The organism is Pseudomonas sp. BN417 (assembly GCF_029871205.1).
GTDB lineage: Bacteria > Pseudomonadota > Gammaproteobacteria > Pseudomonadales > Pseudomonadaceae > Metapseudomonas.
Genome location: NZ_SSOJ01000069.1, coordinates 1 through 26,568, shown reverse-complemented (window position 1 = coordinate 26,568; position 26,568 = coordinate 1). Strand labels below are relative to the sequence as shown.

At 64.4% G+C, this 26,568-nt stretch carries 22 protein-coding genes; 11 read left to right on the top strand and 11 right to left on the bottom strand.

The genetic code is table 11. The features are described from left to right. Positions 1-9 precede the first annotated feature (9 nt). From aroB to E8F11_RS07510, 7 genes are read right to left on the bottom strand one after another with little or no spacing between them, the layout of a single operon-like run. On the bottom strand, positions 10-1,113 hold the full coding sequence (gene aroB / locus E8F11_RS07540; RefSeq protein ID WP_280288216.1) for a 3-dehydroquinate synthase: 1,104 nt from the start codon (positions 1,111-1,113) through the stop codon (positions 10-12). A 51-nt stretch (positions 1,114-1,164) separates the two neighbouring features. Next, positions 1,165-1,683, bottom strand: a complete 519-nt coding sequence (gene aroK, locus E8F11_RS07535) for a shikimate kinase AroK (protein ID WP_280288277.1) — start codon at positions 1,681-1,683, stop codon at positions 1,165-1,167. Between the two features lie 5 nt (positions 1,684-1,688). Beyond that, on the bottom strand, positions 1,689-3,830 hold the full coding sequence (pilQ, locus tag E8F11_RS07530; RefSeq protein ID WP_280288215.1) for a type IV pilus secretin PilQ: 2,142 nt from the start codon (positions 3,828-3,830) through the stop codon (positions 1,689-1,691). Positions 3,831-3,884: 54 nt separating this feature from the next. Next, complete coding sequence (gene pilP, locus E8F11_RS07525) at positions 3,885-4,418, bottom strand: type 4a pilus biogenesis lipoprotein PilP (protein ID WP_280288214.1); 534 nt, start codon at positions 4,416-4,418, stop codon at positions 3,885-3,887. Beyond that, complete coding sequence (gene pilO, locus E8F11_RS07520; RefSeq protein ID WP_280288213.1) at positions 4,415-5,038, bottom strand: type 4a pilus biogenesis protein PilO; 624 nt, start codon at positions 5,036-5,038, stop codon at positions 4,415-4,417. The genes pilP and pilO overlap by 4 nt, the downstream gene beginning before the upstream one ends. Continuing rightward, positions 5,035-5,649: a type 4a pilus biogenesis protein PilN gene (pilN, locus tag E8F11_RS07515; RefSeq protein WP_280288212.1), complete on the bottom strand. Its 615-nt coding sequence runs from the start codon at positions 5,647-5,649 to the stop codon at positions 5,035-5,037. The genes pilO and pilN overlap by 4 nt, the downstream gene beginning before the upstream one ends. 1 nt (position 5,650) lies before the next feature. Then, the gene (locus E8F11_RS07510; protein ID WP_280288211.1) at positions 5,651-6,715 is read right to left on the bottom strand and encodes a pilus assembly protein PilM; all 1,065 of its coding nucleotides are present in this window, start codon (positions 6,713-6,715) and stop codon (positions 5,651-5,653) included. A 184-nt stretch (positions 6,716-6,899) separates the two neighbouring features. Between E8F11_RS07510 and E8F11_RS07505 the strand changes: the two genes are divergently transcribed. Continuing rightward, entirely contained in the window at positions 6,900-9,335 is a 2,436-nt protein-coding gene (locus E8F11_RS07505; protein WP_280288210.1) for a penicillin-binding protein 1A, read from the top strand. Positions 9,336-9,393: 58 nt separating this feature from the next. Here E8F11_RS07505 and E8F11_RS07500 read toward each other — a convergent pair whose 3' ends face one another. The 4 genes from E8F11_RS07500 to rpmE form a co-directional block, all read right to left on the bottom strand. Further along, a complete protein-coding gene (locus E8F11_RS07500) occupies positions 9,394-10,662 on the bottom strand; it encodes a malic enzyme-like NAD(P)-binding protein (protein ID WP_280288209.1) in 1,269 nt (422 codons plus the stop codon). Between the two features lie 99 nt (positions 10,663-10,761). After that, the gene (locus E8F11_RS07495) at positions 10,762-12,216 is read right to left on the bottom strand and encodes a M48 family metalloprotease (protein ID WP_280288208.1); all 1,455 of its coding nucleotides are present in this window, start codon (positions 12,214-12,216) and stop codon (positions 10,762-10,764) included. After that, entirely contained in the window at positions 12,213-13,013 is an 801-nt protein-coding gene (locus tag E8F11_RS07490) for a thermonuclease family protein (RefSeq protein ID WP_280288207.1), read from the bottom strand. The genes E8F11_RS07495 and E8F11_RS07490 overlap by 4 nt, the downstream gene beginning before the upstream one ends. Before the next feature lie 26 nt (positions 13,014-13,039). Continuing rightward, positions 13,040-13,252, bottom strand: a complete 213-nt coding sequence (rpmE, locus tag E8F11_RS07485; RefSeq protein ID WP_003453200.1) for a 50S ribosomal protein L31 — start codon at positions 13,250-13,252, stop codon at positions 13,040-13,042. Positions 13,253-13,446: 194 nt separating this feature from the next. Between rpmE and E8F11_RS07480 the strand changes: the two genes are divergently transcribed. From E8F11_RS07480 to E8F11_RS07435, 10 genes are all read left to right on the top strand, one after another. Beyond that, complete coding sequence (locus tag E8F11_RS07480; RefSeq protein WP_280288276.1) at positions 13,447-15,654, top strand: primosomal protein N'; 2,208 nt, start codon at positions 13,447-13,449, stop codon at positions 15,652-15,654. Positions 15,655-15,805: 151 nt separating this feature from the next. Beyond that, a complete protein-coding gene (argS, locus tag E8F11_RS07475) occupies positions 15,806-17,545 on the top strand; it encodes an arginine--tRNA ligase (protein WP_280288206.1) in 1,740 nt (579 codons plus the stop codon). A gap of 6 nt (positions 17,546-17,551) precedes the next feature. Then, positions 17,552-18,286, top strand: a complete 735-nt coding sequence (locus E8F11_RS07470; RefSeq protein WP_280288205.1) for an SPOR domain-containing protein — start codon at positions 17,552-17,554, stop codon at positions 18,284-18,286. A gap of 297 nt (positions 18,287-18,583) precedes the next feature. Then, on the top strand, positions 18,584-19,114 hold the full coding sequence (gene hslV, locus E8F11_RS07465) for an ATP-dependent protease subunit HslV (protein WP_280288204.1): 531 nt from the start codon (positions 18,584-18,586) through the stop codon (positions 19,112-19,114). 30 nt (positions 19,115-19,144) lie between these two features. Continuing rightward, complete coding sequence (gene hslU / locus E8F11_RS07460) at positions 19,145-20,482, top strand: HslU--HslV peptidase ATPase subunit (protein WP_280288203.1); 1,338 nt, start codon at positions 19,145-19,147, stop codon at positions 20,480-20,482. A gap of 82 nt (positions 20,483-20,564) precedes the next feature. Beyond that, on the top strand, positions 20,565-20,939 hold the full coding sequence (locus tag E8F11_RS07455) for a DUF971 domain-containing protein (protein ID WP_280288202.1): 375 nt from the start codon (positions 20,565-20,567) through the stop codon (positions 20,937-20,939). 276 nt (positions 20,940-21,215) lie between these two features. Further along, positions 21,216-22,895 (top strand): class II poly(R)-hydroxyalkanoic acid synthase, encoded by a 1,680-nt coding sequence (phaC, locus tag E8F11_RS07450; protein ID WP_280288201.1) that lies wholly within the window; start codon positions 21,216-21,218, stop codon positions 22,893-22,895. Positions 22,896-23,048: 153 nt separating this feature from the next. Next, positions 23,049-23,906 carry a poly(3-hydroxyalkanoate) depolymerase gene (gene phaZ / locus E8F11_RS07445; RefSeq protein ID WP_280288200.1) on the top strand — a complete coding sequence of 286 codons (858 nt, stop codon included), beginning with the start codon at positions 23,049-23,051 and terminating at the stop codon, positions 23,904-23,906. Between the two features lie 172 nt (positions 23,907-24,078). After that, on the top strand, positions 24,079-25,761 hold the full coding sequence (phaC, locus tag E8F11_RS07440; RefSeq protein WP_280288198.1) for a class II poly(R)-hydroxyalkanoic acid synthase: 1,683 nt from the start codon (positions 24,079-24,081) through the stop codon (positions 25,759-25,761). Positions 25,762-25,836: 75 nt separating this feature from the next. After that, a complete protein-coding gene (locus E8F11_RS07435; RefSeq protein ID WP_280288197.1) occupies positions 25,837-26,451 on the top strand; it encodes a TetR/AcrR family transcriptional regulator in 615 nt (204 codons plus the stop codon). Positions 26,452-26,568: the final 117 nt, after the last annotated feature.

The window sequence follows — 26,568 nt, the reverse complement described above, 5'->3', positions numbered from 1 at the left end:
GGGAATCCTTTACTCTCCAAGCTGGTCGGCCAGGGCGCGATAGTCTGTGGCCAAGGTGGCCTCCAGCACTTCGCGCGGAAATTCGGCGGTCACGGCAGCCTCCCCTATCCGGCGCAGAAGCACCAGACGCAATTGGCCATCGAGCACCTTCTTGTCTACGGCCATGTGCTGGAGGAAATGTTCCGGCGTCATGTCCGTTGGCGGTACGACCGGCAAGCCGGCACTGCGCAGCAGACGGATCGCTGCGTCTCGCTCGTCGATGGAAATCCAGCCCAGCCGGGCGGACATCTCCAGGGCCATGACGGTGCCCGCCGACACCGCCTCGCCATGCAGCCACACACCGTACCCCATCTGAGTCTCGATGGCGTGGCCGAAGGTGTGACCCAGGTTGAGAATGGCGCGCAGCCCCGACTCGCGCTCGTCCACCCCAACCACCCGCGCCTTGGCGGCGCAGGAGCGCTCGATGGCCTCGGTCAGGGCGTTGCCGTCGAGGGCTCGCAGGGCCGGCATCCGCTCGGCCAGCCAGGGCAGGAAGGGCTCGTCGCAGATCAAACCGTACTTGATCACCTCGGCCAGCCCGGCGGACAGCTCGCGCTCGGGCAAGGTCTTCAGGCTATCGGTATCGATGATCACCGCCTTGGGCTGGTAGAAAGCACCGACCATGTTCTTGCCCAGCGGATGGTTGATCCCGGTCTTGCCGCCGACCGAGGAGTCCACCTGGGACAGCAGGGTGGTGGGCACCTGGATGAAGTCCACGCCGCGCTGGTAGCAGGCCGCGGCGAAGCCGGCCATGTCGCCGATCACGCCGCCGCCGAGGGCGATGACGGTGGTACGCCGGTCGTGGCGCGCACCCAGCAACGCGTCGAAGATCAGCTGCAGGGTTTCCCAGTTCTTGTGGGCTTCACCGTCCGGCAGCACCACCGGCAGCACCGAGTAACCCTGGAGGGTCTGAGTCAGCTTCTGCAGGTAGAGGGGCGCCACGGTCTCGTTGGTGACAATGGCCACCTGACGGCCAGCGATGTGCGGGGTGAAAAGCTCGGGCTGCGACAGCAGGCCCGCACCTATATGGATGGGATAGCTACGCTCGCCAAGATCGACCTGAAGTGTCCGCATGGGGCCCCCGACATAAAAAGGGCTAAAGGATAGCGCAGATCGGCCTGCGCTTTAACGGGGAGGCAGTTCCTGCAAGCGCGCGAGTATCTCATGCACCACGAGACGCGGCGGCCGCTCGTCAGTTTCGATGATGATGTCGGCAATCTCGCGGTAGAGCGGATCGCGAATCGCCATCAGGTCGCGCAGCACCTTGCCGGGGTCGGCGGCACGCAACAGCGGCCGGTTCCGGTCCCGGGCAGTCCGTTCGATCTGCTGGTCCACCGAGGTATGCAGGTAGACGACCCGGCCGCCGGAGCGCAAGGCCTGGCGGTTGGCCGGGCGCAACACCGCGCCGCCACCGGTCGCCAGGACCACACCGCCCTGCTCGCAGAGCTCCTCGATCATCGCTTGTTCGCGATCACGAAAGCCCTGCTCACCCTCGACGTCGAAGATCCACGGAATATCTGCCCCGGTGCGCTGTTCGATTTCCTTATCGGAGTCCTTGAAGGGAAGACGCAGTTCTTTGGCAAGCAAACGCCCGATGGTGCTTTTCCCTGCTCCCATCGGGCCGATCAAAATCAAGTTTTGCACTTCACTCAACGACTCACAGCAATAGCCTGGCTGTTCATGATACGCGGAGTGAGGAAGACCAGCAGCTCGGATTTCTTGTCCTGAACCACATCGCGACGGAATATCCGACCAAGGAATGGCAGATCCCCCAGGAACGGCACCTTGTCCACGGCCTTGATCTGGGTGTTGGAGAACACGCCACCGATAACGATGGTCTCGCCATCATTGACCAACACCTTGGCGTTCACCTCGTTCTTGTTGATCGGCGGGACGCCATTGAGGGCGTTGGCAAAGTCCGGCGCATCCTTGGTCACCTTGACCTCCATGATGATGCGGTTATCCGGAGTGATCTGCGGCGTTACCTCAAGCGACAGCGCAGCCTCTTTGAACGAGGTACTGGTGGCACCGCTGGAGCTCGCTTCCTGGTACGGGATCTCGGAACCCTTGAGGATCTTCGCGGTTTCCTTGTCGGCAGTAACCACCTTGGGTTGCGAGACGATCTCGCCATTGCCGGTCTTTTCCATGGCGGAGAGCTGCAGGTCGAGAATGGCGTGACTGGAGACGAAGCCGATCCCCAGGCCGGAGGTGCTGTTGACGGCCCCAAGGTCGACGAAGGGGGTGGGCGAGTCGTTGTCGGTGACCGGCAGCGTACAGTTGCCAGCGAAGGGACCACAGCTGACACCCTCGTCGTCGCCGATGCCGATATTGCCGTCCTTGCCGAACAGGGCAAAGTTGCCGTTGGTGACAGCCCCGCCCCAGCGGACGCCAAGGGCCTTGTCATAGTCCACGTTGGCTTCGACGATGCGCGCTTCGATCATCACCTGGCGAACCGGGATGTCCAGCTGGGTGACGATGCGGCGCAGCTCGTCCAGCTTGTCCTGGGTCTGGTAGGCAATGATGCTGTTGGTGCGGTCGTCCACCGTGATGGAGCCGCGCTCGTCAGTGCCAGCCGCGCTCGGGTCACCGCTGGTGACGGACTGGAACAGCTTGGCGATATCCGACGCCTTGGCGTAGTTCACCTGGATCAATTCGCGGCGCAAGGGCGCCAGTTCGGCGAGCTGCTTCTGCGACTCCAGCTCCTGGCGCTCACGGGCGGCGATTTCATCGGCCGGGGCGACCAGCAGCACGTTGCCTACCTTGCGCTTGTCCAGACCCTTGGTCTTCAGCACCAGATCCAGCGCCTGGTCCCAGGGTACGTTCTGCAGGCGCAGGGTGATGTTGCCCTGCACGGTGTCGGATGCCACCAGGTTGAGGTCGGTGAAGTCGGCGATCAACTGCAGCACCGAGCGCACATCGATATCCTGGAAGTTCAGCGAGAGCTTCTCGCCGGAATAGGCGAAGCGATCGGCCTTGCGCTTCTCGACGTCATCCTGGCTCAGCGGTTTGATGCTGACGGTCAGCTTGTTGTCGGTCTGGTAGGCCAGGTAGTCGTAGAAGCCGGTCGGCTCGATGCTGATGCTCGCGTTGCTGCCGGAACCCGAAGCGCTGACGAACTGCACCGGAGTAGCGAAGTCCTTCACGTCCAGGCGTACACGCAGCGGCTCGGGAAGCTGGGTCTTCGAGAAGTCCAGGCGGATCTTGCCGCCTTGCTCCTGGATATCCGGGCTGACGCTGGGGTCTGACAGGGTGATGACCACATTACCCTCGCCCTGTTCGCCGCGCTGGAAGTCGATGTTCTCGATGGCGCGGCCGGCGCGGGCGTAGCTCTTGACCGGCTGAGTAGCGGCCAGGGGCGCGGCAACGGGCGCCGGCGCAGCGGCAGCGACTGGCCGGGCGGCAGGTGCGGAAGCGGAGTCGCCTACCAGCACATAGAGGTTGTTGCCATCCACGCGCGTGCTGTACGGCACCAGGGTCGACAGGTTGATGATCAGGCGGGTGCGGTCCTTGGCCTCAACCACGGTCACGCTACGGGCGTTACCCACGCCCAGCTCACGATTCTTCGCGCCGAGCTTGTTGACCACGCCCGGCAGGTCCAGGGCGATACGCGCGGGTTGCTCGATGGTGTAGCCACGCGGCGCGACCACCGGCTCGTCAAAGCCCAGCTTGAGTTCAACCCTGTCGCCCGGAAGGGCCGCAACATCCAAGGCCTGCAGGTTCGCAGCCAGCAGCGCTGGCGACAGCAGGGCGGCCAATAGCGTGATACCAAGGCGCGATAGCGAGCTTTTCATCATCTGGTTCCGTTGTGCAGACCGGTAGTTATTTTTCATCGGGTGACCTCGCCCTCAAGAGCGCTCCTTGAGCGCGAGACTTCGCGGACGCTCCAGCCATCCGCCTTCCCCATCCGGGACTATCTCGACCACATCGACCTTGGCTTCGTCGATCCCGACTATGCGGCCGTGGTTGCGCCCCAGGTAATCCCCCACCTTGACCCTGTGCACCCCCCCAGCGCCACTGATCAAGGCAAAGGTTCCCGAACCGTTGGCCAGGGTGCCCACCATCTCGAAGGATTCGATATTGAAGCCCTCGAGGAACTGCTTGACCCGCGTTTCGTCCGGACGGATGTCCTTGGAACCCTTCTGCTGCTTGGCCAGATCGATCTTGACCGGCGGCTGGAAAGGGCTGCGCAATGCCGCAGCACTGTAGGTGAAGGCCTCATAGGGCTGGAATTTCGGCAAGGGCTCGATGGAACCCTTCGGACGGGCTCGAACCTCGTCCATATAGCTCTGCAAGTCGCTGAAATCGCCACCGACGCCGCAGCCGGAGAGGCCGGCCAGCACCAGGGCACAGAACGCAAGGCGGGCGCGGGCACTACTCATTTCTGCAGCCCCTTGTCGTTGTAGCGATAGGTCTTGGCAAGGATCGACATGCGCAGCTTGGATCCACTGTCCTCGGCAAGCGGCTTGATCTCGAAATCATGCAGGGTCACGATGCGCGGCAGGCTGGCGACACCACTGACGAAGGTGGCCAGGTCGTGATACCCGCCCACCACCGAAATCTGGATCGGCAGCTCGATATAGAACTGTTGGGCGACCTCCGGCAGCAGCTTGATCTCTTCGAACTCGAGACCACTGCCCAGGCCTGTGCGGGTGATGTCTTCCAGCAGGCCCGGCACCTCGGTGTCGCTGGGGAGCTGGCGCAGCAAGGCGCCGAAGGAAGTTTCCATCTCCTTCATCTGCTCCTTGTAGGCTTCCAGGTTGGCGGCCTGGAAGGCCTTGCTAGCGAACTGCTCCTTGAGGGTGACCTCTTCCGCGCGCTTGGAATCCAGCTGCGCCTGAAGGTCCTTCAGATGGAAGTTGTAGCCGAGCACCAGGACCAGAATCAGCAAAAGAATGCAGGTGATGACCTTGACCGCGATAGGCCAGGAGCCCAGGTTGTTGACGTCGAGATCAGCCAGGTCGATCTTGCGCAGACTGTCGAGGGAGTCGGACAGGCTCATTTCACCGCTCCTTTGTTGGCAACCCCTTGATTTGCAGCACCCTGCTTGCCTGTCTCTTCTTCGGAACCGGGCTGGGTCTGCTGGACCGTCAACCTGAAGACGTTGGCCTGATCGACCGCTCCCGCCGTGACGGCCTTGACCTCGGTAAGGTTGGGCGAAGCCAACCACTCCGAAGCGTCGAGGTTGCGCATCAGGTTGGAAACCCGGTTGTTCGACTCGGCCGCCCCGACAATGGCAATCTCCTTACCGGCCATCTTCAGGCCAGTGAAGAACACGCCGTCCGGCAGCGTCCGCACGAGTTGGTCGAATACGCGACCGATGATCGGACGATTGCCCTGCAGGTCCTGGATGATCTTCATCCGCTCCAGCAGCTGCTGGCGACGGGTCTTCAGCTCGCTGATCTCCTTGATCCTGGCATCCAGGACGGCGATCTCCTTGCGCACGAAGTCGTTGCGCGCCTGCTGGTTCTCGATGGCATTGTTCAGGTACTGGTCGCCCAGGAAAACCGCAGCGGCACCCAGCGCCAGCACAGCTCCCATGGCCACCAGGAAGCGCTGCTTGCGCTCCTCGCGCAACTGCTCGCGCCAAGGTAATAGGTTGATGCGTGCCATATCAGTCGAAACTCCTCATCGCCAAGCCGCAGGCAATCATCAACGCAGGCGCATCGCTGGCCAGCGCGCCAGCATTGACCTTGCTGCTCAGCGCCATGTCGGCGAAGGGGTTGGCGACCAGGGTCGGGGTACCGATCTTCTGCTGGATCAGGCGATCCAGATCGGGAATGGAAGCCGTGCCGCCGGCGAGGAGGATGTAATCCACATCGTTGAACTGGCCCGCGGCGAAGAAGAACTGCAGCGAACGGGAAACCTGCTGGACGACGGCATCTTTGAACGGTTGCAAAACCTCGCTGTCGTAGTCATCCGGAAGACCGCCCTGTTTCTTGGCAAGACCAGCTTCCTCGACCGAAAGACCGTAACGACGCTGGATCTCCTCGGTCAGCTGGCGGCCACCGAACAGCTGTTCGCGGGTATAGATGGTGCGACCGTTGTGCAACACGCTGAGGGTGGTCATGGTGGCGCCGATGTCGACGACCGCCACGGTCAGCTCATCATGGCCTTCGCCAAGCTGGCCCGAAAGCAGGGTGTAGGCGCGCTCCAGCGCATAAGCCTCGACATCGACCACCTTGGCGTTGAGCCCTGCCAGCGCCAGCGCGGCCTCGCGCACTTCGACGTTTTCCTTGCGACAGGCGGCCAGCAGCACGTCGACCCGTTCCGGGTTGCGCGCAGACGCTCCCTGCACTTCGAAATCGATGGCCACTTCTTCCAGCGGGTAGGGGATGTACTGGTCGGCCTCGATCTTCAGCTGGTTCTCCAGGTCGTCGTCGGAGAGCCCGGATTCCATTTCGATGGTTTTGGTGATCACGGCCGAACCGGCCACCGCTACCGCTGCGACCTTGACACCGGTACGCGCCTTGGTGACCACTCGGGAAAGGGCCTGCCCCACGCCCTCCAACTCAGCAATGTTCTTCTCGACCACTGCGTTTGGCGGGAGCGGCTCGACGGCATAGGATTCCACTTTGAAGCGGCTTCCCGAGCGACTCAATTCAAGGAGCTTGACTGAGGTCGAGCTGATGTCGATCCCCAACAGCGAATTCGCTTTCTTATTGAAGAGCCCTAGCACGACCGATTTCCTATCAGCGTCCGAGACTTACGGACGATTTATGTTTTTCCACATTAAATAGCAGTCTTGACAGAAGCGCAAATGGCTCCCCCGGAAAAAAAACGCTTATAATGTGAACGGCTTTTGCCTTTCATCAACGCCTTCCGCTTAACTCATTCTTTTACTTGGAAATCCACAAGCCTTGATGCGCCTGCTGAAGTTCTTCTGGTGGTCCTTCGTCGCCGTTTTCTGTGGCCTGTTGCTCAGTTTCAGCGGCGCCTTCCTCTATCTTAGCCCCAGCCTTCCGTCCGTGGACTCGCTGCGGAGAATCCAGCTGCAGATCCCCCTCAGGGTCTTCAGCAACGACGGCAAACTCATTGCTGAATTCGGCGAAATGCGTCGATCCCCCGTGCGCTTCGCCGATATCCCGCCGGATTTCATCCAGGCCCTGCTGGCCGCCGAGGACGACAATTTCGCGAACCATTATGGCGTCGACCTCACCAGCCTGATGCGCGCTGCCACTCAATTATTGAAGACCGGCCACATCCAGACGGGCGGCAGCACCATCACCATGCAGGTGGCGAAGAACTACTTCCTCACCAGCGAAAGAAGTTTCTCGCGCAAGATCAATGAAATATTGCTGGCCTTGCAAATTGAACGAGAACTCAGCAAAGACGAGATTCTTGAACTTTATGTGAACAAGATCTACCTGGGTAACCGCGCTTACGGTATAGAGGCCGCCGCCCAGGTCTATTACGGCAAGTCCATCCGCGAACTCAGCCTGGCGCAAATGGCCATGATCGCCGGCCTGCCCAAGGCCCCGTCGCGCTTCAATCCGCTGGTCAATCCGACCCGCAGCAAGGAACGTCGCGACTGGATCCTCGGCCGCATGTACAAGCTCGGCCGCATCGATGAGGCACGCTTCCAGCAGGCCATCAACGAGCCGATCGACGCCAGCTACCACGTCCCCACCCCAGAACTGGCAGCCCCCTACATCGCCGAGATGGCGCGCGCCGAAATGGTCGGCCGCTATGGCAGCGACGCCTACACCGAAGGCTTCCGCGTGACCACCACCGTACCCAGCAATCTGCAGGAAGTCGCCAACAGCGCACTGCGCGAAGGCCTGCTGGAGTACGACCAGCGCCACGGCTACCGCGGCCCGGAAACCCGTCTCCCCGGCATGACCCGGGAGACCTGGTTGCAGGAACTGGCCAAGCAGAAAGCCCTTGGCGGCCTGGAGCCGGCCATCGTCACCCAGGTGGAGAAAAGCGGTATCCTCGTCCTCACCCGCAGCGGCCAGGAAGAAGCGGTGGGCTGGGACAGCATGAAATGGGCCCGCCCCTTCCTCAACACCAACAGCCTGGGACCGCGCCCGCAGCAGCCAGCCGACGTCGCCCAGATCGGCGATATGGTTCGCGTGCAGCGCCAGGCCGATGGCAGCTTGCGCTTCGTCCAGCTGCCGGCAGCGCAGAGCGCCCTGGTTTCACTGGACCCGAACGACGGCGCCATCCGCTCCCTGGTCGGCGGCTTCTCCTTCGAGCAAAGCAACTACAACCGCGCCGCCCAGGCCAAGCGCCAGCCGGGCTCCAGCTTCAAACCCTTCCTCTATAGCGCGGCGCTGGACAACGGCTTCACCGCCGCCAGCCTGGTCAACGACGCCCCCATCGTCTTCCATGAAGCCGGCATGGAGGAAGCCTGGAGGCCGAAGAACGACAACAACACCTTCCTCGGTCCGATCCGCCTGCGCGAAGCCCTGTACAAGTCGCGCAACCTGGTATCGATCCGCGTGCTTCAGGCCATCGGCATCGACTACGCGCTGAACTACGTCAGTCGCTTCGGCTTCAGCAAGGACGACCTACCGCGGAACCTGTCCCTGGCCCTAGGCACCGCCAACCTCACCCCGCTGGAGATCGCCGGTGGCTGGAGCACCTTCGCCAATGGTGGTTACAAGGTGCAACCGTACCTGATCGAACGCATCGAGAGCCGCGACGGCAAGACCCTGTTCGTCGCCAACCCGCCGCGAGTCCCCCAGGACGAGGCCCAGCCCAACGACGTGGCGCAGACCGCCGCCGCGCCGGACACCCTGCTCGCTTCGGCGGCCACCTCAGCGCCGCATGCCCAGGCACCCGCCGTCGCCGAGCGCATCGTCGACCCGCGCACCACCTACATCCTCAACAGCATGCTGCAGGACGTGATCAAGCGCGGCACCGGCCGCCGCGCCCTGTCCATGGGCCGCGCCGACATCGCCGGCAAGACCGGGACCACCAACGAATCCAAGGACAGCTGGTTCTCCGGCTACAACGCCGACTACGTCACCACCGTCTGGGTCGGCTTCGACCAGCCGGAAAGCCTGGGCCGCCACGAGTACGGCGGCACCGTGGCCCTGCCGATCTGGATGAGCTACATGAGCGCCGCCCTGAAGGACAAGCCGGCCCATGCCCAGCCGGAGCCCGCCGGCCTGCTGACCCTGCGCATCGACCCGCTCAGCGGCCGCGCCGCCAGTCCAGGCACGCCGGATGGGTTCTTCGAGCTGTTCAAGAGTGAAGACACGCCACCGCCCATGAGCGAACTGGAGCCCGGCCTGGCCATTCCCGGCAGCCCACTACCAGCGGACGAAGCCGCGCCCATCGACCTGTTCTGACGAAACAGGCGCCCAATAAAAAGCCCCGCGATTGCGGGGCTTTTTATTGGGACTCGACTTAGCCGTTGAACACGTCATCCACCGAGGTCAGCGGGTAGTGCTTCGGATAGGGCAGGGTCGCCACGCCGGACTCGATGGCGGCCTTGGCCACGGCATCGGACACGACGGTGATCAGGCGCTTGTCCATGGGCTTCGGAATGATGTACTCACGACCGAATTCCAGGGAAGCCACACCGTAGGCATCGCAAACATCCTTCGGCACCGGCAGCTTGGCCAGTTCGCGCAGGGCGTTGGCGGCGGCGATCTTCATCTCTTCGTTGATACGGGTGGCGCGCACGTCCAGCGCACCACGGAAGATGAAGGGGAAGCCCAGCACGTTGTTGACCTGGTTCGGGTAGTCGGAGCGACCGGTGGCCATGATCACGTCGTTGCGGGTCTCGTGGGCCAGTTCCGGCTTGATTTCCGGGTCCGGATTGGAGCACGCGAAGACGATGGGGTTGGGCGCCATGCGCTTCAGGTCTTCCGGGCTCAGCAGGTTGGCGCCGGACAGGCCGACGAATACGTCAGCGTCGTCCAGGGCTTCGGACAGGGTGCGCTTGTCGGTCTCGTGAGCGAATACCGCCTTGTACTGGTTCAGGTCGTCACGGCCGGCATGGATCACGCCCTTGCGGTCGATCATGAAGATGTTCTCGACCTTGGCACCCATGCTCACCAGCAGCTTCATGCAGGAGATGGCGGCGGCGCCGGCGCCCAGGCAGACGATCCTGGCTTCGCCCAGGCTCTTGCCGGCGATTTCCAGGGCGTTGAGCATGCCGGCAGCGGTCACGATGGCGGTACCGTGCTGGTCATCGTGGAACACCGGGATGTCGCACTGCTCGATCAGGGTGCGCTCGATCTCGAAGCACTCGGGGGCCTTGATGTCTTCGAGGTTGATGCCGCCGAAGGTGATGGAGATGCGCTTGACGGTGTCGATGAAGGCCTGCGGGCTCTCAGCGTCCACCTCGATGTCGAACACGTCGATACCAGCGAACCGCTTGAAGAGAACACCCTTGCCTTCCATTACCGGCTTGGAGGCCAGCGGGCCGAGGTTGCCCAGACCGAGGATTGCCGTGCCGTCGGAAATTACCGCTACCAGATTACCCTTGCCGGTGTACTTGAAGGCCAGCTCGGGATCACGCGCGATTTCGCGTACCGGCTCGGCGACGCCCGGGCTGTAGGCCAGCGACAGGTCGCGGGCGGTGGCGGTCGGCTTGGTCAGCTCGACGCTGAGTTTCCCGGGACGGGGTTGGGCATGGTATTCGAGAGCGGCCGTTTTCAGATCAGACATTTTGGCATTTCCGCTTTTGCTTGTGACAGACGTGACGGGCGAGCATACGCAAGATGTCGGGGGCTAACAAGACCGTTCAGTCACCCCGCGTCAACCCCTCTAGCGTACGACTTTAAGCCAATCCCCTGGCTTCGGTTCGTCGATTGGATACAAATTATTCAGTAATCGAATACGATTTTCCACATCAGCTTTCGACCCCGGCAACTTGCTGTCCCGGGCCAGGCTGGCGATGCTCTGCCCGGCCTTCACCTGGATCAGGTGCAGGCGCAGTGGCTGGGCCAGGGCCAGCTCTTCCTTCTTCAGCGGACGGAAGCTCCTGATCACCGCGAGGAAGTTCCCGTCCTCGCTTTCCAGGGACGCCCGGCTACGGATAGCGCCGACGAAGAGGTAAGCCTTGTCGTCCTTGTAGATCACCGCCACGCGCCGCGCCGGGTTACCCGGCAGCACGGCCGTTGCGCCTTGCAGGCCGGCCTGCTGCAGCGGCTCCTCCATGGCCAGGCGCTGGGCGCCGGCCTTCTGCCGCAAGTAGTCCGCAGGAGCCGCGCTCGGCTTGCGCCCATCCATGGACATGGCGATGAAGGCCATCTGGTCGGCGCTGTGGGCGATCACCGCATCGGGGCGGTTGACCAAGCCCCAGCCCTCCGGGAAGTGCAGGGTGAAATCGAGCCCCGTGTGATAGAAATCCTGACCACGGCGCACGCCGGTTTCCGCCGAGTCGCCGAAGGGCAGGCCCTCCAGATGCTCGAGGAAGACCTCGCGGTTGACCACCTGGCTGCCGCCGGCAAGGGCCTTGGCCGGTCCGACCACCTGCTGCAGACGGGTGTCGCTGTCCGGGTGGGTATCGAATACGCCGTGATAGCCGGAAGGCGGCGCTGGCTGTCCCTTGCTCCGCGCCTGGTCGCGAGCGAAATCGTCCTGGTTCTTCAGTACCTTGACTACCTCGATCATCGCCTGCGGGTCATAGCCGCTGCGCGCCAGATACTGGGCGCCCAGGCCATCGGCCTCCAGCTCCATATCGCGGCCATAGCCGCGCACGAAGGCGGTACCCACCACATTGGTCAGGTCGCCGGCGGCGCCGACGCCGGTGCCGATGGCGACCGCCTGACCGAGGATGTTCCACGCAGTGGACTGGCTCTGCTGCTGCACGCTGTGGCGCGCAGTGACATGTCCCACCTCATGCCCCAGCACCGCCGCCAGCTCGGCTTCGGAGTTGAGATAGGCGAGCAGGCCGCGATGGATATAGATGTAGCCGCCCGGCAGGGCGAAGGCATTGATGTCCGGCGAGTCGACCACCGTGAAGTGGTAGGTGAGGTTAGTGCGATGGCTATGCACGGCGACCCGTTGCCCCACCTGCTGGACATAGGCCTGGAGCTTTTCGTCGGCGTAGCGCGGATTCTCCTTGGCGATTTCCTGGTTATAGCGGCGGCCCAGGTCGAGCTCCTGCTGCTCGCTCATCATCACGAAGTTGGTGCGCCCCGTGGCCGGATTGACCGCGCAACCGACCAACAGGGATGAAGCCAGCAGCAGCGCCAGACTGAGCGCGGGCCATTTCATTGAAGCACCTCGAGCATTGCGTGATGAGTGAGCGGAAGCATCCAGCGGGATTTCCCAGTTTTTACGCCGCCCGCGCGCGCGCGGTCAATTACCCAGCCCCGCGCCTCCACCCGACGCCCCACCAGTCCCTGCATGGACTTGCTATCGAACTGGCGCAGCCGCTTCGGTTCGATGCGCAGTACCACGGGCCCATCCAACTGCAGCCAGAGCCCGCCGCGGTTGCGTTCGACCCGGGTCACCCGTCCCTGCAGCAAGGCGAAGCCGGACTGCCGCAACTGCCAGGGCGATTGCGCTGGCGCGCCCCGCCACAGGCCGCGACCGGCCCGCCTGGCTTCGTGCTCGGCGACGGCGTGGCATTCGCTGAGCGCGGCATTCGGCGCGATGATGACGCGCAGGCCCAGCCCCTCGGCGAGCAGGCGCTCCTCCAGATTGCGGCCACGGTCGTCATAGAGATGCGCGAGGGTACGGCCATAGCGGTCCTGCGACTCGCGCCCGAGGCGCAGCCCCACCTGCCCTTGACTGGCCTGCACCAACTCCTGCAGACGCTTGCGGGCTGCCTCGGCATAGGGTTCTGCCCGCCGCCCCTTGCGAGCGATCTCTGGCGCGTTCAGACCGATCAGGCGAACGCTTCGGCCATCGACCAGCCGCAGCGTGTCGCCATCGACGACCTGTCTGACTTTATAGGTAGGAAGCTTGCCCGGGATCGGGCAGGCGGCCTGGAGAGGAAAACCCAGGACCAGAAAAAAGAAAAAGGCGCCTGCTAGAGGCGCCTTTTTCGTCAGCGGGGACTTGGCCATTCGGCCTTCCCGGGCTGCTCGAGCCCTTACTTGGCGCCGAACACGCCGAAACGCTGCTTGAAGCGATCGATACGGCCGCCGGTGTCCAGCACTTTCTGCTTGCCGGTGTAGAACGGGTGGCACTCGGAGCACACGTCGAGGCTGATGTTCTTGCCGAGGGTGGAGCGAGTCTTGATGACGTTGCCGCAGCTGCAGGTAGCTTCGATCGCGACGTATTCGGGATGGATTTCCGGTTTCATTGCATGATCCTCAGGTCTGGCGTGCCGCCACCCGACCCTATGTCGAGCACCGCACGGAAACAGGCGGCGGATGATACCAGAGTGAAGGGGCGTTGCAAGCCGCCAGCCGCGCCGGCTGTCGTGCCGCGCCGTGCTAAGATCGCGCCTCTTCGAAAAGGACCGCCCGCTTGCCCGACGCCACTTCGAACGCCCCCATCCTGCGCCTCGCCCTGCCCTCGCCCCTGCGCCGCCTGTTCGACTATCGGGCGCCCGCCGGGGTGCCACGTGCCGCCCTGCAGCCGGGCGTGCGCCTGCGCGTGCCCTTCGGCCGTCGCGAGATCATCGGCGTGCTGGTGGAGCTGGCCGAACGAAGCGACGTGCCGGCGGACAAGCTCAAGTCTGCCCTGGAACTGCTGGACAGCCGCCCGCCCCTGCCGCCCGCCCTGTTCAAGCTGTGCCTGTGGACCGCGCAGTACTACCAGCACAGTCTGGGCGACACCCTGAGCTGGGCGCTACCGGTGCTGCTGCGCCAGGGCGAACCGGCGGAGTCGCGGCAGGAGCGTTTCTGGCATGCCGTTCCCGGCGCCAGCCTCGACGACCCGCGCCTGGCCCGCGCGCCGCGCCAGCGCCAGGCCCTGGCCACCCTCGCCCAGCATCCCCACGGCGTCGCGCACCAGCTGCTCGGCCAACTGCAGCTGAACAAGGACAGCCTCGACCTGCTGCTGAAGAAAGGCCTGGTGCGGGTCGAAGTGCGCCGTCACGCTTCCAGCGAACGCCACGGACCCTTGCTGGCCCAGCCGGAACTGCCGCTCAACCCGGAACAGCGCGCCGCCTTCGATGCGGTGCACGCCTCCTTCGGCAGCTTCAACGCCCTGCTGTTGGCGGGGGTCACCGGCAGCGGCAAGACCGAGGTCTACCTGCAGCTCATCCGCCAGACCCTGGAGGCCGGCAAACAGGCCCTGGTGCTGATTCCCGAGATCAACCTCGGCCCGCAGACCCTGGAGCGCTTCTCGCGGCGCTTCAACGCGCGGATCGCCCTGCTGCACTCGGCGGTGAACGATCGCGAGCGCCTGGACGCCTGGCTGGCCGCCCGCGATGGCGAGGCCGACATCGTCATCGGCACCCGTTCGGCACTGTTCACCCCGCTGAAGAACCCCGGGCTGATCATCATCGACGAGGAACACGATGCCTCCTATAAGCAGCAGGAAGGCCTGCGCTATCACGCCCGCGACCTGGCCCTGGTGCGCGCCCGCCAGGAGAACATCCCGATCCTGCTGGGCTCGGCCACGCCGTCCCTGGAAAGCCTGCAGAATGCCCACGCCGGCCGCTATGGCCTGCTGCGCCTGACCCAGCGTGCCGGTGGCGCCAAGCAACCACGTTTCCTGCGCCTGGACGTCAAGAGCCTGCCGCTGGACTCCGGCATCTCCATGCCGCTGCAACAGGCCATCGCCCAGACCCTGGCCGCCGGCCAGCAGGTGCTGGTGTTCCTCAATCGCCGCGGCTTCGCGCCCACCCTGCTGTGCCACGACTGCGGCTGGATCAGCCAGTGCCCGCGCTGCGACGCGCGCATGACCCTGCACCAGCGCTTCAACGAGCTGCGTTGCCACCACTGCGGCCATACCCAGCGCCAGCCGGCCTGCTGCCCCGATTGCGGGCGGGTCGACCTGCGCCCCGTCGGCGCCGGCACCGAGCGCGCCGAGGAACGCCTGGCGATCCTCTTCCCCAAAACGCAGGTCTTGCGCATCGACCGCGACAGCACCGCGCGCAAGGACGCCATGGACAAGTTGTTCGCCACCATCCAGCGCGGCGAACCCTGCATCCTGGTCGGCACCCAGATGCTCGCCAAGGGGCACCATTTCCCAAGGGTGACCCTGGTGGCCATCCTCGACGCCGACGGCGGCCTGTTCTCCGCCGACTTCCGCGCCAGCGAGCGCATGGCCCAGCTCATCGTCCAGGTCGCCGGTCGCGCCGGCCGCGCCGAAGAACCGGGCCGGGTGATCATCCAGACCCACCTGGCCGAACACCCGCTGCTGGTGCAACTCACCGAACAGGGTTACTTCGCCTTTGCCGAGCAGGCGCTCAGCGAGCGCCGCGCCGCCGGTCTCCCCCCCTTCGCCCACCTCGCGCTGCTGCGTGCCGAAGCGCACAAGCCCGGCCAGGCGGAGGATTTCCTCGACAGCGCCTGCGTCGAGGCCGAACAGCAACTGGCGGATCTGGGTCTGAACAACGTCGAGTTGCTGGGCCCGGTGCCGGCCCCCATGGAGCGCCGCGCCGGCCGCTTCCGCGCGCAGTTGTTGTTGCAGGCCAACGCCCGCGCGCCACTGCACCGCCTGCTGACGCCCTGGAGTCAGGCCCTGGAGCAACTGCCCGGCGGCCGCACGGTGCGCTGGTCGCTGGATATCGACCCCATCGACCTGTTCTGAACGAACACCGATCCGCAGCCAACCCGACCGATAGCGCGACACGGCGCTTGCAGCTTGCCGCTTAAAACTTGAAGCTGCGGCCGCAGGACGCCGATAATGCACAGTTTTCAACCAGCGCCAGCCCTCCCGAGGGCGGCCGGAAGAGCAGAAGATGAAAGACACGATTCGCCAGCTGATCCAGCAAGCCCTGACCCGTCTCGCCAGTGAAGGCGTGCTGCCCGAGGGCCTCAGCCCGGCCATCCAGGTGGAGAACACCAAGGACAAGAGCCACGGCGACTTCGCCAGCAACATCGCCATGATGTTGGCCAAGCCGGCCGGCATGAAGCCGCGCGACCTGGCCGAAAAACTCATCCAGGCCCTGCCCCAGGACGATCAGGTGTCCAAGGTCGAGATCGCCGGCCCCGGCTTCCTCAACTTCTTCCAGAACAGCCAGGCCCTGGCCCAGCGCCTGGAGGCCGCCCTGGCCGATGACCACCTCGGCGTGCGCAAGAACGGCCCGCAGCAGCGAGTGGTCATCGATCTGTCGGCACCGAACCTGGCCAAGGAAATGCACGTCGGCCACTTGCGTTCGACCATCATCGGCGATGGCGTGGCGCGCGTTCTGGAATTCCTCGGCGACACCGTGATCCGCCAGAACCACGTAGGCGACTGGGGCACCCAGTTCGGCATGCTGCTGGCCTACATGCAGGAGCAGCCGGTAGGCAGCGATGCCGAGCTGGCCGACCTGGAAGGCTTCTACCGCGCGGCGAAGAAGCGCTTCGACGAATCCGCCGAGTTCGCCGACCGCGCCCGTGAGCTGGTGGTCAAGCTGCAGGCCGGCGATGCCGAGTGCCTGCGTCTGTGGCACCGCTTCAACGACATTTCCCTGAGCCACTGCCAGGCCGTCTACGACCGCCTGGGGGTGAAGCTCACCATGGCCGACGTCAAGGGCGAGAGTGCCTACAACGACGACCTGGCGAACGTGGTCGCCGACCTCAAGGCCAAGGGCCTGCTCACCGAAAGCGACGGCGCCCTGTGCGTGTTCATGGACGAGTTCAAGAACGCCGAGGGCAATCCGCTGCCGCTGATCGTGCAGAAGGCCGGCGGCGGCTACCTCTATGCCACCACCGACCTGGCCGCCACGCGCTACCGGGCGAATGTGCTCAAGGCCGACCGCGCCCTCTACTTCGTCGACCAGCGCCAGGCCCTGCACTTCCAGATGGTCTTCGCCGCCGCCCGCCTGGCCGGCTTCGTGCCCGCCTCCTTCGAGATGGAGCACATGGGCTTCGGCACCATGAACGGTGCCGACGGCCGCCCCTTCAAGACCCGCGACGGCGGCACCGTGAAGCTGATCGACCTGCTGGACGAGGCCGAGCAACGCGCCTTTGAGCTGGTCAAGGCGAAGAACCCCGAGCTGGATGAGGCAGAGCTGCGCCGCATCGCCCAGGCCGTGGGCATCGGTGCGGTGAAATACGCCGACCTGTCCAAGCACCGCACCAGCGACTACAGCTTCAACTTCGAGCTGATGCTGAGCTTCGAGGGCAACACTGCGCCCTACCTGCTCTACGCCTACACTCGCGTGGCCAGCGTGTTCCGCAAGCTGGGCAAGGATTTCTCCGAGGTGGACGGCCAGATCATCCTCGCCGCCGACCAGGAGCAGGCCCTGGCGGCCAAGCTGGCGCAGTTCGCCGACACCCTCGGCAACGTCGCCGAGAAAGGTGTGCCGCATATCCTCTGCGCCTACCTCTATGACCTGGCCGGGCTGTTCTCCAGCTTCTACGAGAACTGCCCGATCCTCACGGCCGAGGACCAGGCTACCCAGCAGAGCCGCCTGCGCCTCGCCGCGCTGACCGGCCGCACCCTCAAGCAAGGCCTGGAACTGCTCGGCCTGCAAACCCTGGAACGCATGTAACGGACTATGGCGAAGAAGAAACCGGCACCCAAGCGCGGCGCCAGCCGCTACCAGGCCCCCGCACGCAAACCCGTCCCCGGCTGGGTCTGGCTGGCCATGGGCCTGGTCATAGGCGCCTTCGTGATGTTCCTGAACACATTGGAGCCCGGCCGCGACGAAGTACGCCGGACCAAGCCCGAGCAGGCCTCTGCCGGCAATGCCAGCGGCAACGCCAGCAGTGGCGCCGGCAGCAGCGGCAAGGCCCAGGCCAGGCCCACGCCCACGCCCACACTGCCGCCCCAGGAGCCGGTGAAGCCGAAGTACGACTTCTATACCCTGCTGCCGGAGTCGGAGGTCATAGTGCCGCCCGAAGCCGTGCCCAAGCAGGCCCCGGCCCAGCCGCCGGCGCAGAAGCCGGTCAGCCCCGAGGAAGCTGCCAAGATCGACGCCGCACGTGCGCAGGCCGCGCTCAATGGCGAGACCCCGCCCCCGCCGCCGGTGGTGGCCAAGGCGCCGATCACCAACCAGTTCTTCCTCCAGGCCGGCTCCTTCCGCAAGCGCGATGACGCCGACAAGGTGCGTGCGCAGATCATCCTGCTCGGGCAGAACGTCCAGGTGGAATCCGGCACCGTCCGCGAAGAAACCTGGTACCGCGTGCTGGTGGGTCCCTTCGCCAATCGCGAGCAGCTCTCCTCGGCGCAGAAGCAACTGGCCGGCAGCGGCTTCAGCAACCTGCTGTTACAGCAGCGCCAGAGCCGTTGAGCCGCCGGCAGCTGGTTGAAAAACGTTGGCGAGGCAGTCGCTGCCAGGCACAACGACCAACGGGAGTAACAGCCGAAGGCTGGCCCGAAGGGCGAGCGTCAGCGAGTCAAACAGACGAAAAAGCGGAGTTTACGAGTAGTAAATGAGCATTTTGAGTCTGTTTTTAACGACGCAGCGGCAACGCAGATAGTTTTTCACCAGCCTGCCGATCGTCCTTGCCCGGTTGAAAAGTAGGTCAAGGCCCCCCATCTGAGTTTCCATTCGGGCATTTCGCCCCGCTGCGTGGAGACTCCCCCCTTGACCACCATCGTTTCAGTTCGCCGCAACGGCAAAGTCGTCATGGGCGGCGACGGCCAGGTTTCCCTCGGCAACACCGTGATGAAGAGCAACGCCCGCAAGGTCCGCCGCCTCTACCACGGCCAGGTGCTGGCAGGTTTTGCCGGCGCCACCGCCGACGCCTTCACCCTGTTCGAGCGTTTCGAAGGCCAACTGGAGAAACACCAGGGCCACCTGGTCCGGGCCGCCGTCGAACTGGCCAAGGACTGGCGTACCGACCGTTCCCTGAGCCGCCTGGAGGCCATGCTCGCCGTGGCCAACAAGGACGCCTCGCTGATCATCACCGGCAACGGCGACGTGGTCGAACCCGAGCAGGGTCTGATCGCCATGGGCTCCGGCGGCGGTTTCGCCCAGGCCGCTGCCATGGCGCTGCTGCAGCACACCGAACTGTCCGCCCGCGAAGTCACCGAGACCGCATTGAACATTGCCGGCTCCATTTGTGTCTTCACCAACCAGAACCTGACCATCGAGGAGCTGGACAGCGCCGAGTAAGGTCGCCGTCCCGCAATGGAGCCCCCTTTCATGTCCATGACGCCCCGCGAAATCGTCCACGAACTCAACCGCCACATCGTTGGCCAGGACGACGCCAAGCGCGCCGTCGCCATCGCCCTGCGCAATCGCTGGCGGCGCATGCAGCTGCCGCTTGAGCTGCGCGCCGAGGTGACGCCGAAGAACATTCTGATGATCGGCCCGACCGGCGTCGGCAAGACCGAGATCGCCCGTCGCCTGGCCAAGCTGGCCAACGCGCCCTTCATCAAGGTCGAAGCCACCAAGTTCACCGAGGTCGGCTATGTCGGCCGCGACGTCGAGTCGATCATCCGCGACCTGGCCGATGCCGCGGTGAAGATGATGCGCGAGCAGGAAATGCACAAGGTGCGCTACCGCGCCGAGGACGCCGCCGAGGAACGCATCCTCGACGCCCTGCTGCCCGCGGCCCGCACCGGCTTTGGCGACGAGCAGCCGCGCGAGGACTCCAACACCCGCCAGCTGTTCCGCAAGCGCCTGCGCGAAGGCCAGCTGGACGACAAGGAAATCGACATCGAGGTAGCCGAATCCCCGGCCGGCGTGGAGATCATGGCGCCGCCCGGCATGGAGGAAATGACCAACCAGCTGCAGAACCTCTTCTCCAACCTCGGCAAGGGCAAGCGCAAGAGCCGCAAGCTGAAGGTCAAGGAAGCCATGAAGCTGGTGCGCGACGAGGAAGCCGCGCGCCTGGTCAACGAGGACGAGCTCAAGGCCGCCGCCCTGGAGGCGGTGGAGCAGAATGGCATCGTCTTCATCGACGAGATCGACAAGGTGGCCAAGCGCGGCAACGTCGGCGGCGCCGATGTGTCCCGCGAGGGCGTGCAGCGCGACCTGCTGCCGCTGATCGAAGGCTGCACCGTGAACACCAAGCTGGGCATGATCAAGACCGACCACATCCTGTTCATTGCCTCCGGCGCCTTCCACCTGTCCAAGCCCAGCGACCTGGTCCCCGAGCTGCAGGGCCGCCTGCCGATCCGCGTCGAGCTCAAGGCGCTCTCTCCGGAAGACTTCGAGCGCATCCTCACCGAGCCGCACGCCTCGCTCACCGAGCAGTACACGGCGCTGCTGAAGGTCGAAGGCCTGAACATCGAGTTCGCCCCGGACGGCATCAAGCGCCTGGCCGAGATCGCCTGGCAGGTCAACGAGAAGACCGAAAACATCGGTGCCCGCCGTCTGCACACCCTGCTGGAACGCCTGCTGGAAGAAGTCTCCTTCAGCGCTGGCGACCTGGCCGCGCAGCATGACGAGACGCCGATCCGCATCGATGCGGCCTATGTCAATGGCCACCTCGGCGAGCTGGCCCAGGACGAAGACCTGTCGCGGTATATCCTTTAAGAACGGCCCCAAGCGACAAGCTACAAGCTGCAAGCACTCCTGCTTCGACTTGTAGCTTGAGGCTTGTGGCTTGGAGCTACCCATGCGCATTCCCACCGCCATCAAACTGCACAAGGCCTCCAGGACCCTGGAGCTGGAATACGGCCCGGACGAGCGCTATAGCCTGTCGGCCGAGTTCCTGCGCGTGCACTCCCCTTCGGCCGAAGTCCAGGGCCACGGCAAGCCGATCCTCCAGTACGGCAAGCTGAACGTCGGCCTGAGCAAGCTCGAACCCGCCGGAAACTATGCGCTGAAATTGACCTTCGACGATGGCCATGACAGCGGCCTGTTCACCTGGGACTACCTCTACCAGCTCGCCACCCGCCAGCAAGAGCTGTGGAACGACTACCTGCAGGAACTCGCCGCCGCCGGCCGCTCCCGCGACCCCGACGAATCGGTGGTCAAGCTCATGCTCTGATGGGGTGCAGGCCGCGCCCCATTCCAGCCCTTGCCGCCCAAGGTTAGGGCGCATTTTCTAATAGCTCCCGACATACTCCCGCCGCGGCGACCTCTCTGCGGTCCGCTTGCGCAAATTGAAAAACTCGGGTAACCAAACTCTGGCAGGGTCCATGCATTTGGCATCGCCAGATACAGTGAAATACGCGAAGTTCGCTTCGCCTTCCCGGTAACCCGAGCGAATTAGCGCCCGCCTCCGTCAGGGCGCTGTTCAACTCAGGACAATGGAGCGTCGTAGATGAGCAACAAGAACAACGAAGACCTGCAGCGCCAGGCCTCGGACAACACCCTGAACCTCAACCCGGTGATAGGGATTCGTGGCAAGGATCTGCTGTCTTCTGCGCGGATGGTGCTGTTGCAAGCCATCAAGCAACCTTTTCACAGTGCCAAGCACGTCGCTCATTTCGGCCTGGAACTGAAGAACGTGCTGCTCGGCCAGTCCGGCCTGCAACCGGAATCGGACGACCGCCGCTTCAATGACCCGGCCTGGAGCCAGAACCCGCTGTACAAGCGTTACATGCAAACCTACCTGGCCTGGCGCAAGGAGCTGCACAGCTGGATAGAGCAGAGCAATCTCAGCGAGCAGGACTCAAGCCGCGGGCACTTCGTCATCAACCTGATGACCGAAGCCATGGCGCCCACCAACAGCATGGCCAACCCGGCTGCCGTAAAGCGCTTCTTCGAGACCGGCGGCAAGAGCCTGCTGGATGGCCTTTCCCACCTGGCCAAGGATCTGGTGAACAACGGCGGCATGCCCAGCCAGGTGAACATGGACGCCTTCGAGGTCGGCAAGAACCTCGCCACCACCGAAGGCGCCGTGGTGTTCCGCAATGACGTCCTGGAACTGATCCAGTACAAGCCCATCACCGAGAGCGTGCACGAGCGCCCTCTGCTGGTGGTGCCGCCACAGATCAACAAGTTCTACGTCTTCGACCTGTCGCCGGAGAAGAGCCTGGCGCGCTTCTGCCTGCGCAGCGGCCTGCAGACTTTCATCGTCAGCTGGCGCAACCCGACCAAGGCACAACGCGAGTGGGGCCTGTCCACCTACATCGATGCGCTGAAGGAAGCCATCGACGTGATCCTCAAGATCACCGGCAGCAAGGACCTCAACATCCTCGGCGCCTGCTCCGGCGGCATCACCACGGTCGCCCTGCTCGGCCACTACCAGGCCATTGGCGAGCACAAGGTCAACGCCTTCACCCAGATGGTCAGCGTGCTCGACTTCAACCTCGACACCCAGGTCGCCCTGTTCGCCGACGAGCAGACGCTGGAAGCCGCCAAGCGCCGCTCCTACCAGGCCGGTGTGCTGGAAGGCAAGGACATGGCCAAAGTCTTCGCCTGGATGCGCCCCAACGACCTGATCTGGAACTACTGGGTCAACAACTACCTGCTCGGCAACGAACCGCCGGCCTTCGACATCCTCTACTGGAACAACGACACCACGCGTTTGCCCGCCGCTCTCCACGGCGAGCTGGTGGAGATGTTCAAGACCAACCCGTTGACCCGCTCCAACGCCTTGGAAGTCTGCGGCACGCCCATCGATCTCAAGCAGGTCACCGTCGACTTCTACTGCCTCGCCGGCACAAACGACCACATCACCCCCTGGGAAGCCTGCTACCGTTCGGCGCGGCTGCTGGGTGGCAAGTGCGAGTTCGTGCTGTCCAACAGCGGGCACATCCAGAGCATCCTCAACCCGCCGGGCAACCCGAAGGCACGCTTCTCCACCAGCAGCGAGATGGTGGCCGATCCCAAGGCCTGGCTGGAAAACGCCACCAAGCATGCCGACTCCTGGTGGCTGCACTGGCAGAAATGGATAGGCGAACGCTCGGGCGAGACCAAGAAAGCCAGATTCACCCTGGGCAACAGGGCCCATCCGGCCGGTGAAGCCTCGCCCGGTACCTATGTGCACGAGCGATGAGACCCTGCGCCCTGCGCACCGCTGCCCATGGCACCAGGATGTGCCCTGCGCGCCGCCGGCACCTGCCGGCGGCGACGCCCAGTCACAGCCTGGCGGACACGGGGGAGGCCGGCGAAGGCCTCTTCCGGCCTTTTAATCACTAGGGCCCTGCGCATGTCGCTACCTTTCGTATTCCGAACCATCGACCTCGACGGCCAGACCATCCGCACGGCCGTCCGCCCCGGTCAGTCGCACATGACGCCGTTGCTGATCTTCAACGGCATCGGCGCCAACCTGGAACTGGTGTTCCCCTTCGTCCAGGCGCTCGACCCGGACCTGGAAGTGATCGCCTTCGACGTGCCCGGTGTCGGCGGCTCCTCGACCCCGAGCATGCCCTACCGCTTCTGCGGCCTGGCCAAGCTGGCCGCACGCATGCTGGACTACCTGGACTACGGCCAGGTCAACGCCATCGGCGTGTCCTGGGGTGGCGCCCTGGCCCAGCAGTTCGCCCACGATTATCCCGAGCGCTGCAAGAAGCTGATCCTCGCCGCCACTTCGGCCGGCGCGGTCATGGTGCCGGGCAAGCCCAAGGTGCTCTGGCGCATGGCGAGCCCGCGGCGCTACATCCAGCCCTCCTACGGCGTGCACATCGCCCCGGACATCTACGGCGGAGCCTTCCGCCGCGACCCCAGCCTGGCGATGGCCCACGCCAGCAAGGTGCGCTCCTCCGGCAAGATGGGCTACTACTGGCAGCTGTTCGCCGGCCTCGGCTGGACCAGCATCCACTGGCTGCACCGCATCCACCAGCCGACCCTGGTACTGGCCGGCGACGATGACCCGATCATCCCGCTGGTAAACATGCGCCTGCTGGCCTGGCGCATCCCCAATGCGGAACTTCATGTGATCGACGATGGTCACCTGTTCCTCGTGACCCGCGCCGAAACGGTGGCGCCGATCATCATGAGGTTCCTCGCCGAGGAGCGCCAACGCGCGATTATCCACCCCCAGGCGTTGCCGCTGCGAAGCAACTGAACAGCCACCGCTCCCTTGTGGGGCGGGGGCCGGGCGCCCGACCCAGACCGGTGCGCACTGTCATCAACTTGAATTCTGCCCACGATAGTCTGGAATGCACTTCGGGCTCCTGATGGTACAAGCCTTGCTGTAGACCTCCTGAACCACGGACCGAATACGGAGCGTTGCCCCCATGCGAGAAAAACAAATACCGGGCACCTTGCCGGCACCTGCCAACTTCATGAACGCACAGAACGCCATCGTCGGACTGCGCGGCAAGGATCTGTTCTCCACAGTACGCAACCTGGCGCTGCACGGACTGCGGCATCCGGTGCACAGTGCACGACATGTGCTCGCCTTCGGTGGCCAGGTCGGCCGCGTGCTGCTCGGCGACACCCTGCACCAGCCCAACCCGCAGGACAGCCGCTTCGCCGACCCCTCCTGGCAGCACAACCCCTTCTACCGCCGTGGCCTGCAGGTCTACCTCGCCTGGCAGCGGCAGCTCAGTGCCTGGATCGAGGAAAGCGACCTCAGCGACGACGACCGCGCCCGCGCCCGTTTCGTCCTGGCCCAGCTGAGCGACGCACTGGCGCCCACCAACAGCCTGCTCAACCCACTGGCGGTGAAGGAACTGTTCAACACCGGCGGGCTCAGCCTGGTCAAGGGTCTCGGCCACCTGCTGGACGACCTGCTGCACAACGACGGCATGCCCAGCCAGGTCAGCAAGCACGCCTTCGAGATCGGCCGCACCCTCGCCAACACCTCCGGTGCCGTGGTATTCCGCAACGAGCTCCTGGAACTGATCCAGTACAAGCCCATGAGCGAGAAGCAGTACCTGCGGCCGCTGCTGGTGGTGCCGCCGCAGATCAACAAGTACTACATCTTCGATCTCGCGCCGGAAAGGAGCTTCGTCCAGTACGCCCTGAAGAACGGCCTGCAGGTGTTCGTGGTGAGCTGGCGCAATCCCGATGCACGCCATCGCGAATGGGGCCTGTCTACTTACGTTCAGGCACTGGAAGAAGCCCTGGATGCCTGCCGCGCCATCACCGGCAGCAAGGAAGTCAACCTGATGGGCGCCTGCGCCGGCGGGCTGACCATAGCCGCCCTGCAAGGCCACCTGCAGGCGCGCCGGCAACTGCGCAAAGTCAGTAGCGCCACCTACCTGGTCAGCCTGCTGGACAGCCAGGTGGACAGCCCCGCCGCACTCTTCGCCGACGAGCAGACCCTGGAAGCCGCCAAGCGCCGCTCCTACCAGGCCGGTGTGCTCGAAGGCAAGGACATGGCCAAGGTCTTCGCCTGGATGCGCCCCAACGACCTGGTGTGGAACTATTTCGTCAACAACTACTTGATGGGACGCCAGCCGCCGGCCTTCGACATCCTCTACTGGAACAACGACAACACCCGCCTGCCCGCCGCGCTGCATGGCGACATGCTGGACTTCTTCAAGCACAACCCGCTGACCCGCAGCGGCGGCCTGGAGATCTGCGGCACGCCGATCGACCTGCAGAAGGTCACCGTGGACAGCTTCAGCGTCGCCGGCATCAACGACCACATCACCCCCTGGGATGCCGTCTACCGCTCGGCCATGCTGCTGGGCGGCGACAGCCGCTTCGTGCTGTCCAACAGCGGACACATCCAGAGCATCCTCAACCCACCGGGCAACCCCAAGGCCAACTACTACGAGAACCCCAAGCTCAGTTCCGACCCGCGCGCCTGGTACTACGACGCCAAGCACGTGCAAGGCAGCTGGTGGGCGAAGTGGCTGGGCTGGGTCCAGGAACGCTCCGGCGAGCAGCGGGAAACCATCATGGCCCTGGGCAACCAGGACCATCCGCCGATGGAAGCAGCGCCCGGCACCTATGTGCATATTCGCTGACCACTTCACGGGCTGACCGGGCAAGCGCCCGGCCAGTCTTTACCCCGATCAGAAAATCCTGGCAAAGAAGACTGGATGAAGACCCGCGACCGCATCCTCGAATGCGCCCTCGACCTGTTCAACCGCAATGGCGAGCCCAATGTCACCACCCTGGAGATCGCCACCGAGCTGGGCATCAGTCCCGGCAACCTCTACTACCACTTCCACGGCAAGGAGCCGCTGGTGATGGCGCTGTTCGAGCGCTTCCAGGAGGAGCTGGCACCCCTGCTCGACCCGCCGGCCGAGGCGCAGCTGGACGAGGAGGATTACTGGCTGTTCCTGCACCTGATTGTCGAGCGCTTGGCGCAGTACCGCTTCCTTTTCCAGGACCTGTCCAACCTCGCCGGGCGCCTGCCGAAACTCGGTCGCGGCATGCGCAACTGGCTGAACCACCTCAAACGTACCCTGGCCGCCCTGCTCGCCCGCCTCAAGGCCGAACACCAGCTCGTCAGCGATACCGAGGCCCTTGGTCAACTGGTGGAGCAGATCACCCTGACCCTGCTGTTCTCCCTCGACTACCAGCGGGTGATCGGCAGTGGCGGCGAGATCCGCCTGGTGGTCTATCAGGTGATGATGCTGGTCGCCCCGCACTTGCGTCCCGGCTCCCGCCACGCTGCCGAGAGCCTGGCCAGGCGCTACCTGGACGCCTGAAACGCAAACGCCCGGCCTAGGCCGGGCGTTTGCGTCATACCGATGCAGCTCAGGACTGGCTGGCTGGCGGCACTGCCGGAGTAGCAGGTGCCGATGCCGGTGCAGCCGGAGCGGCGC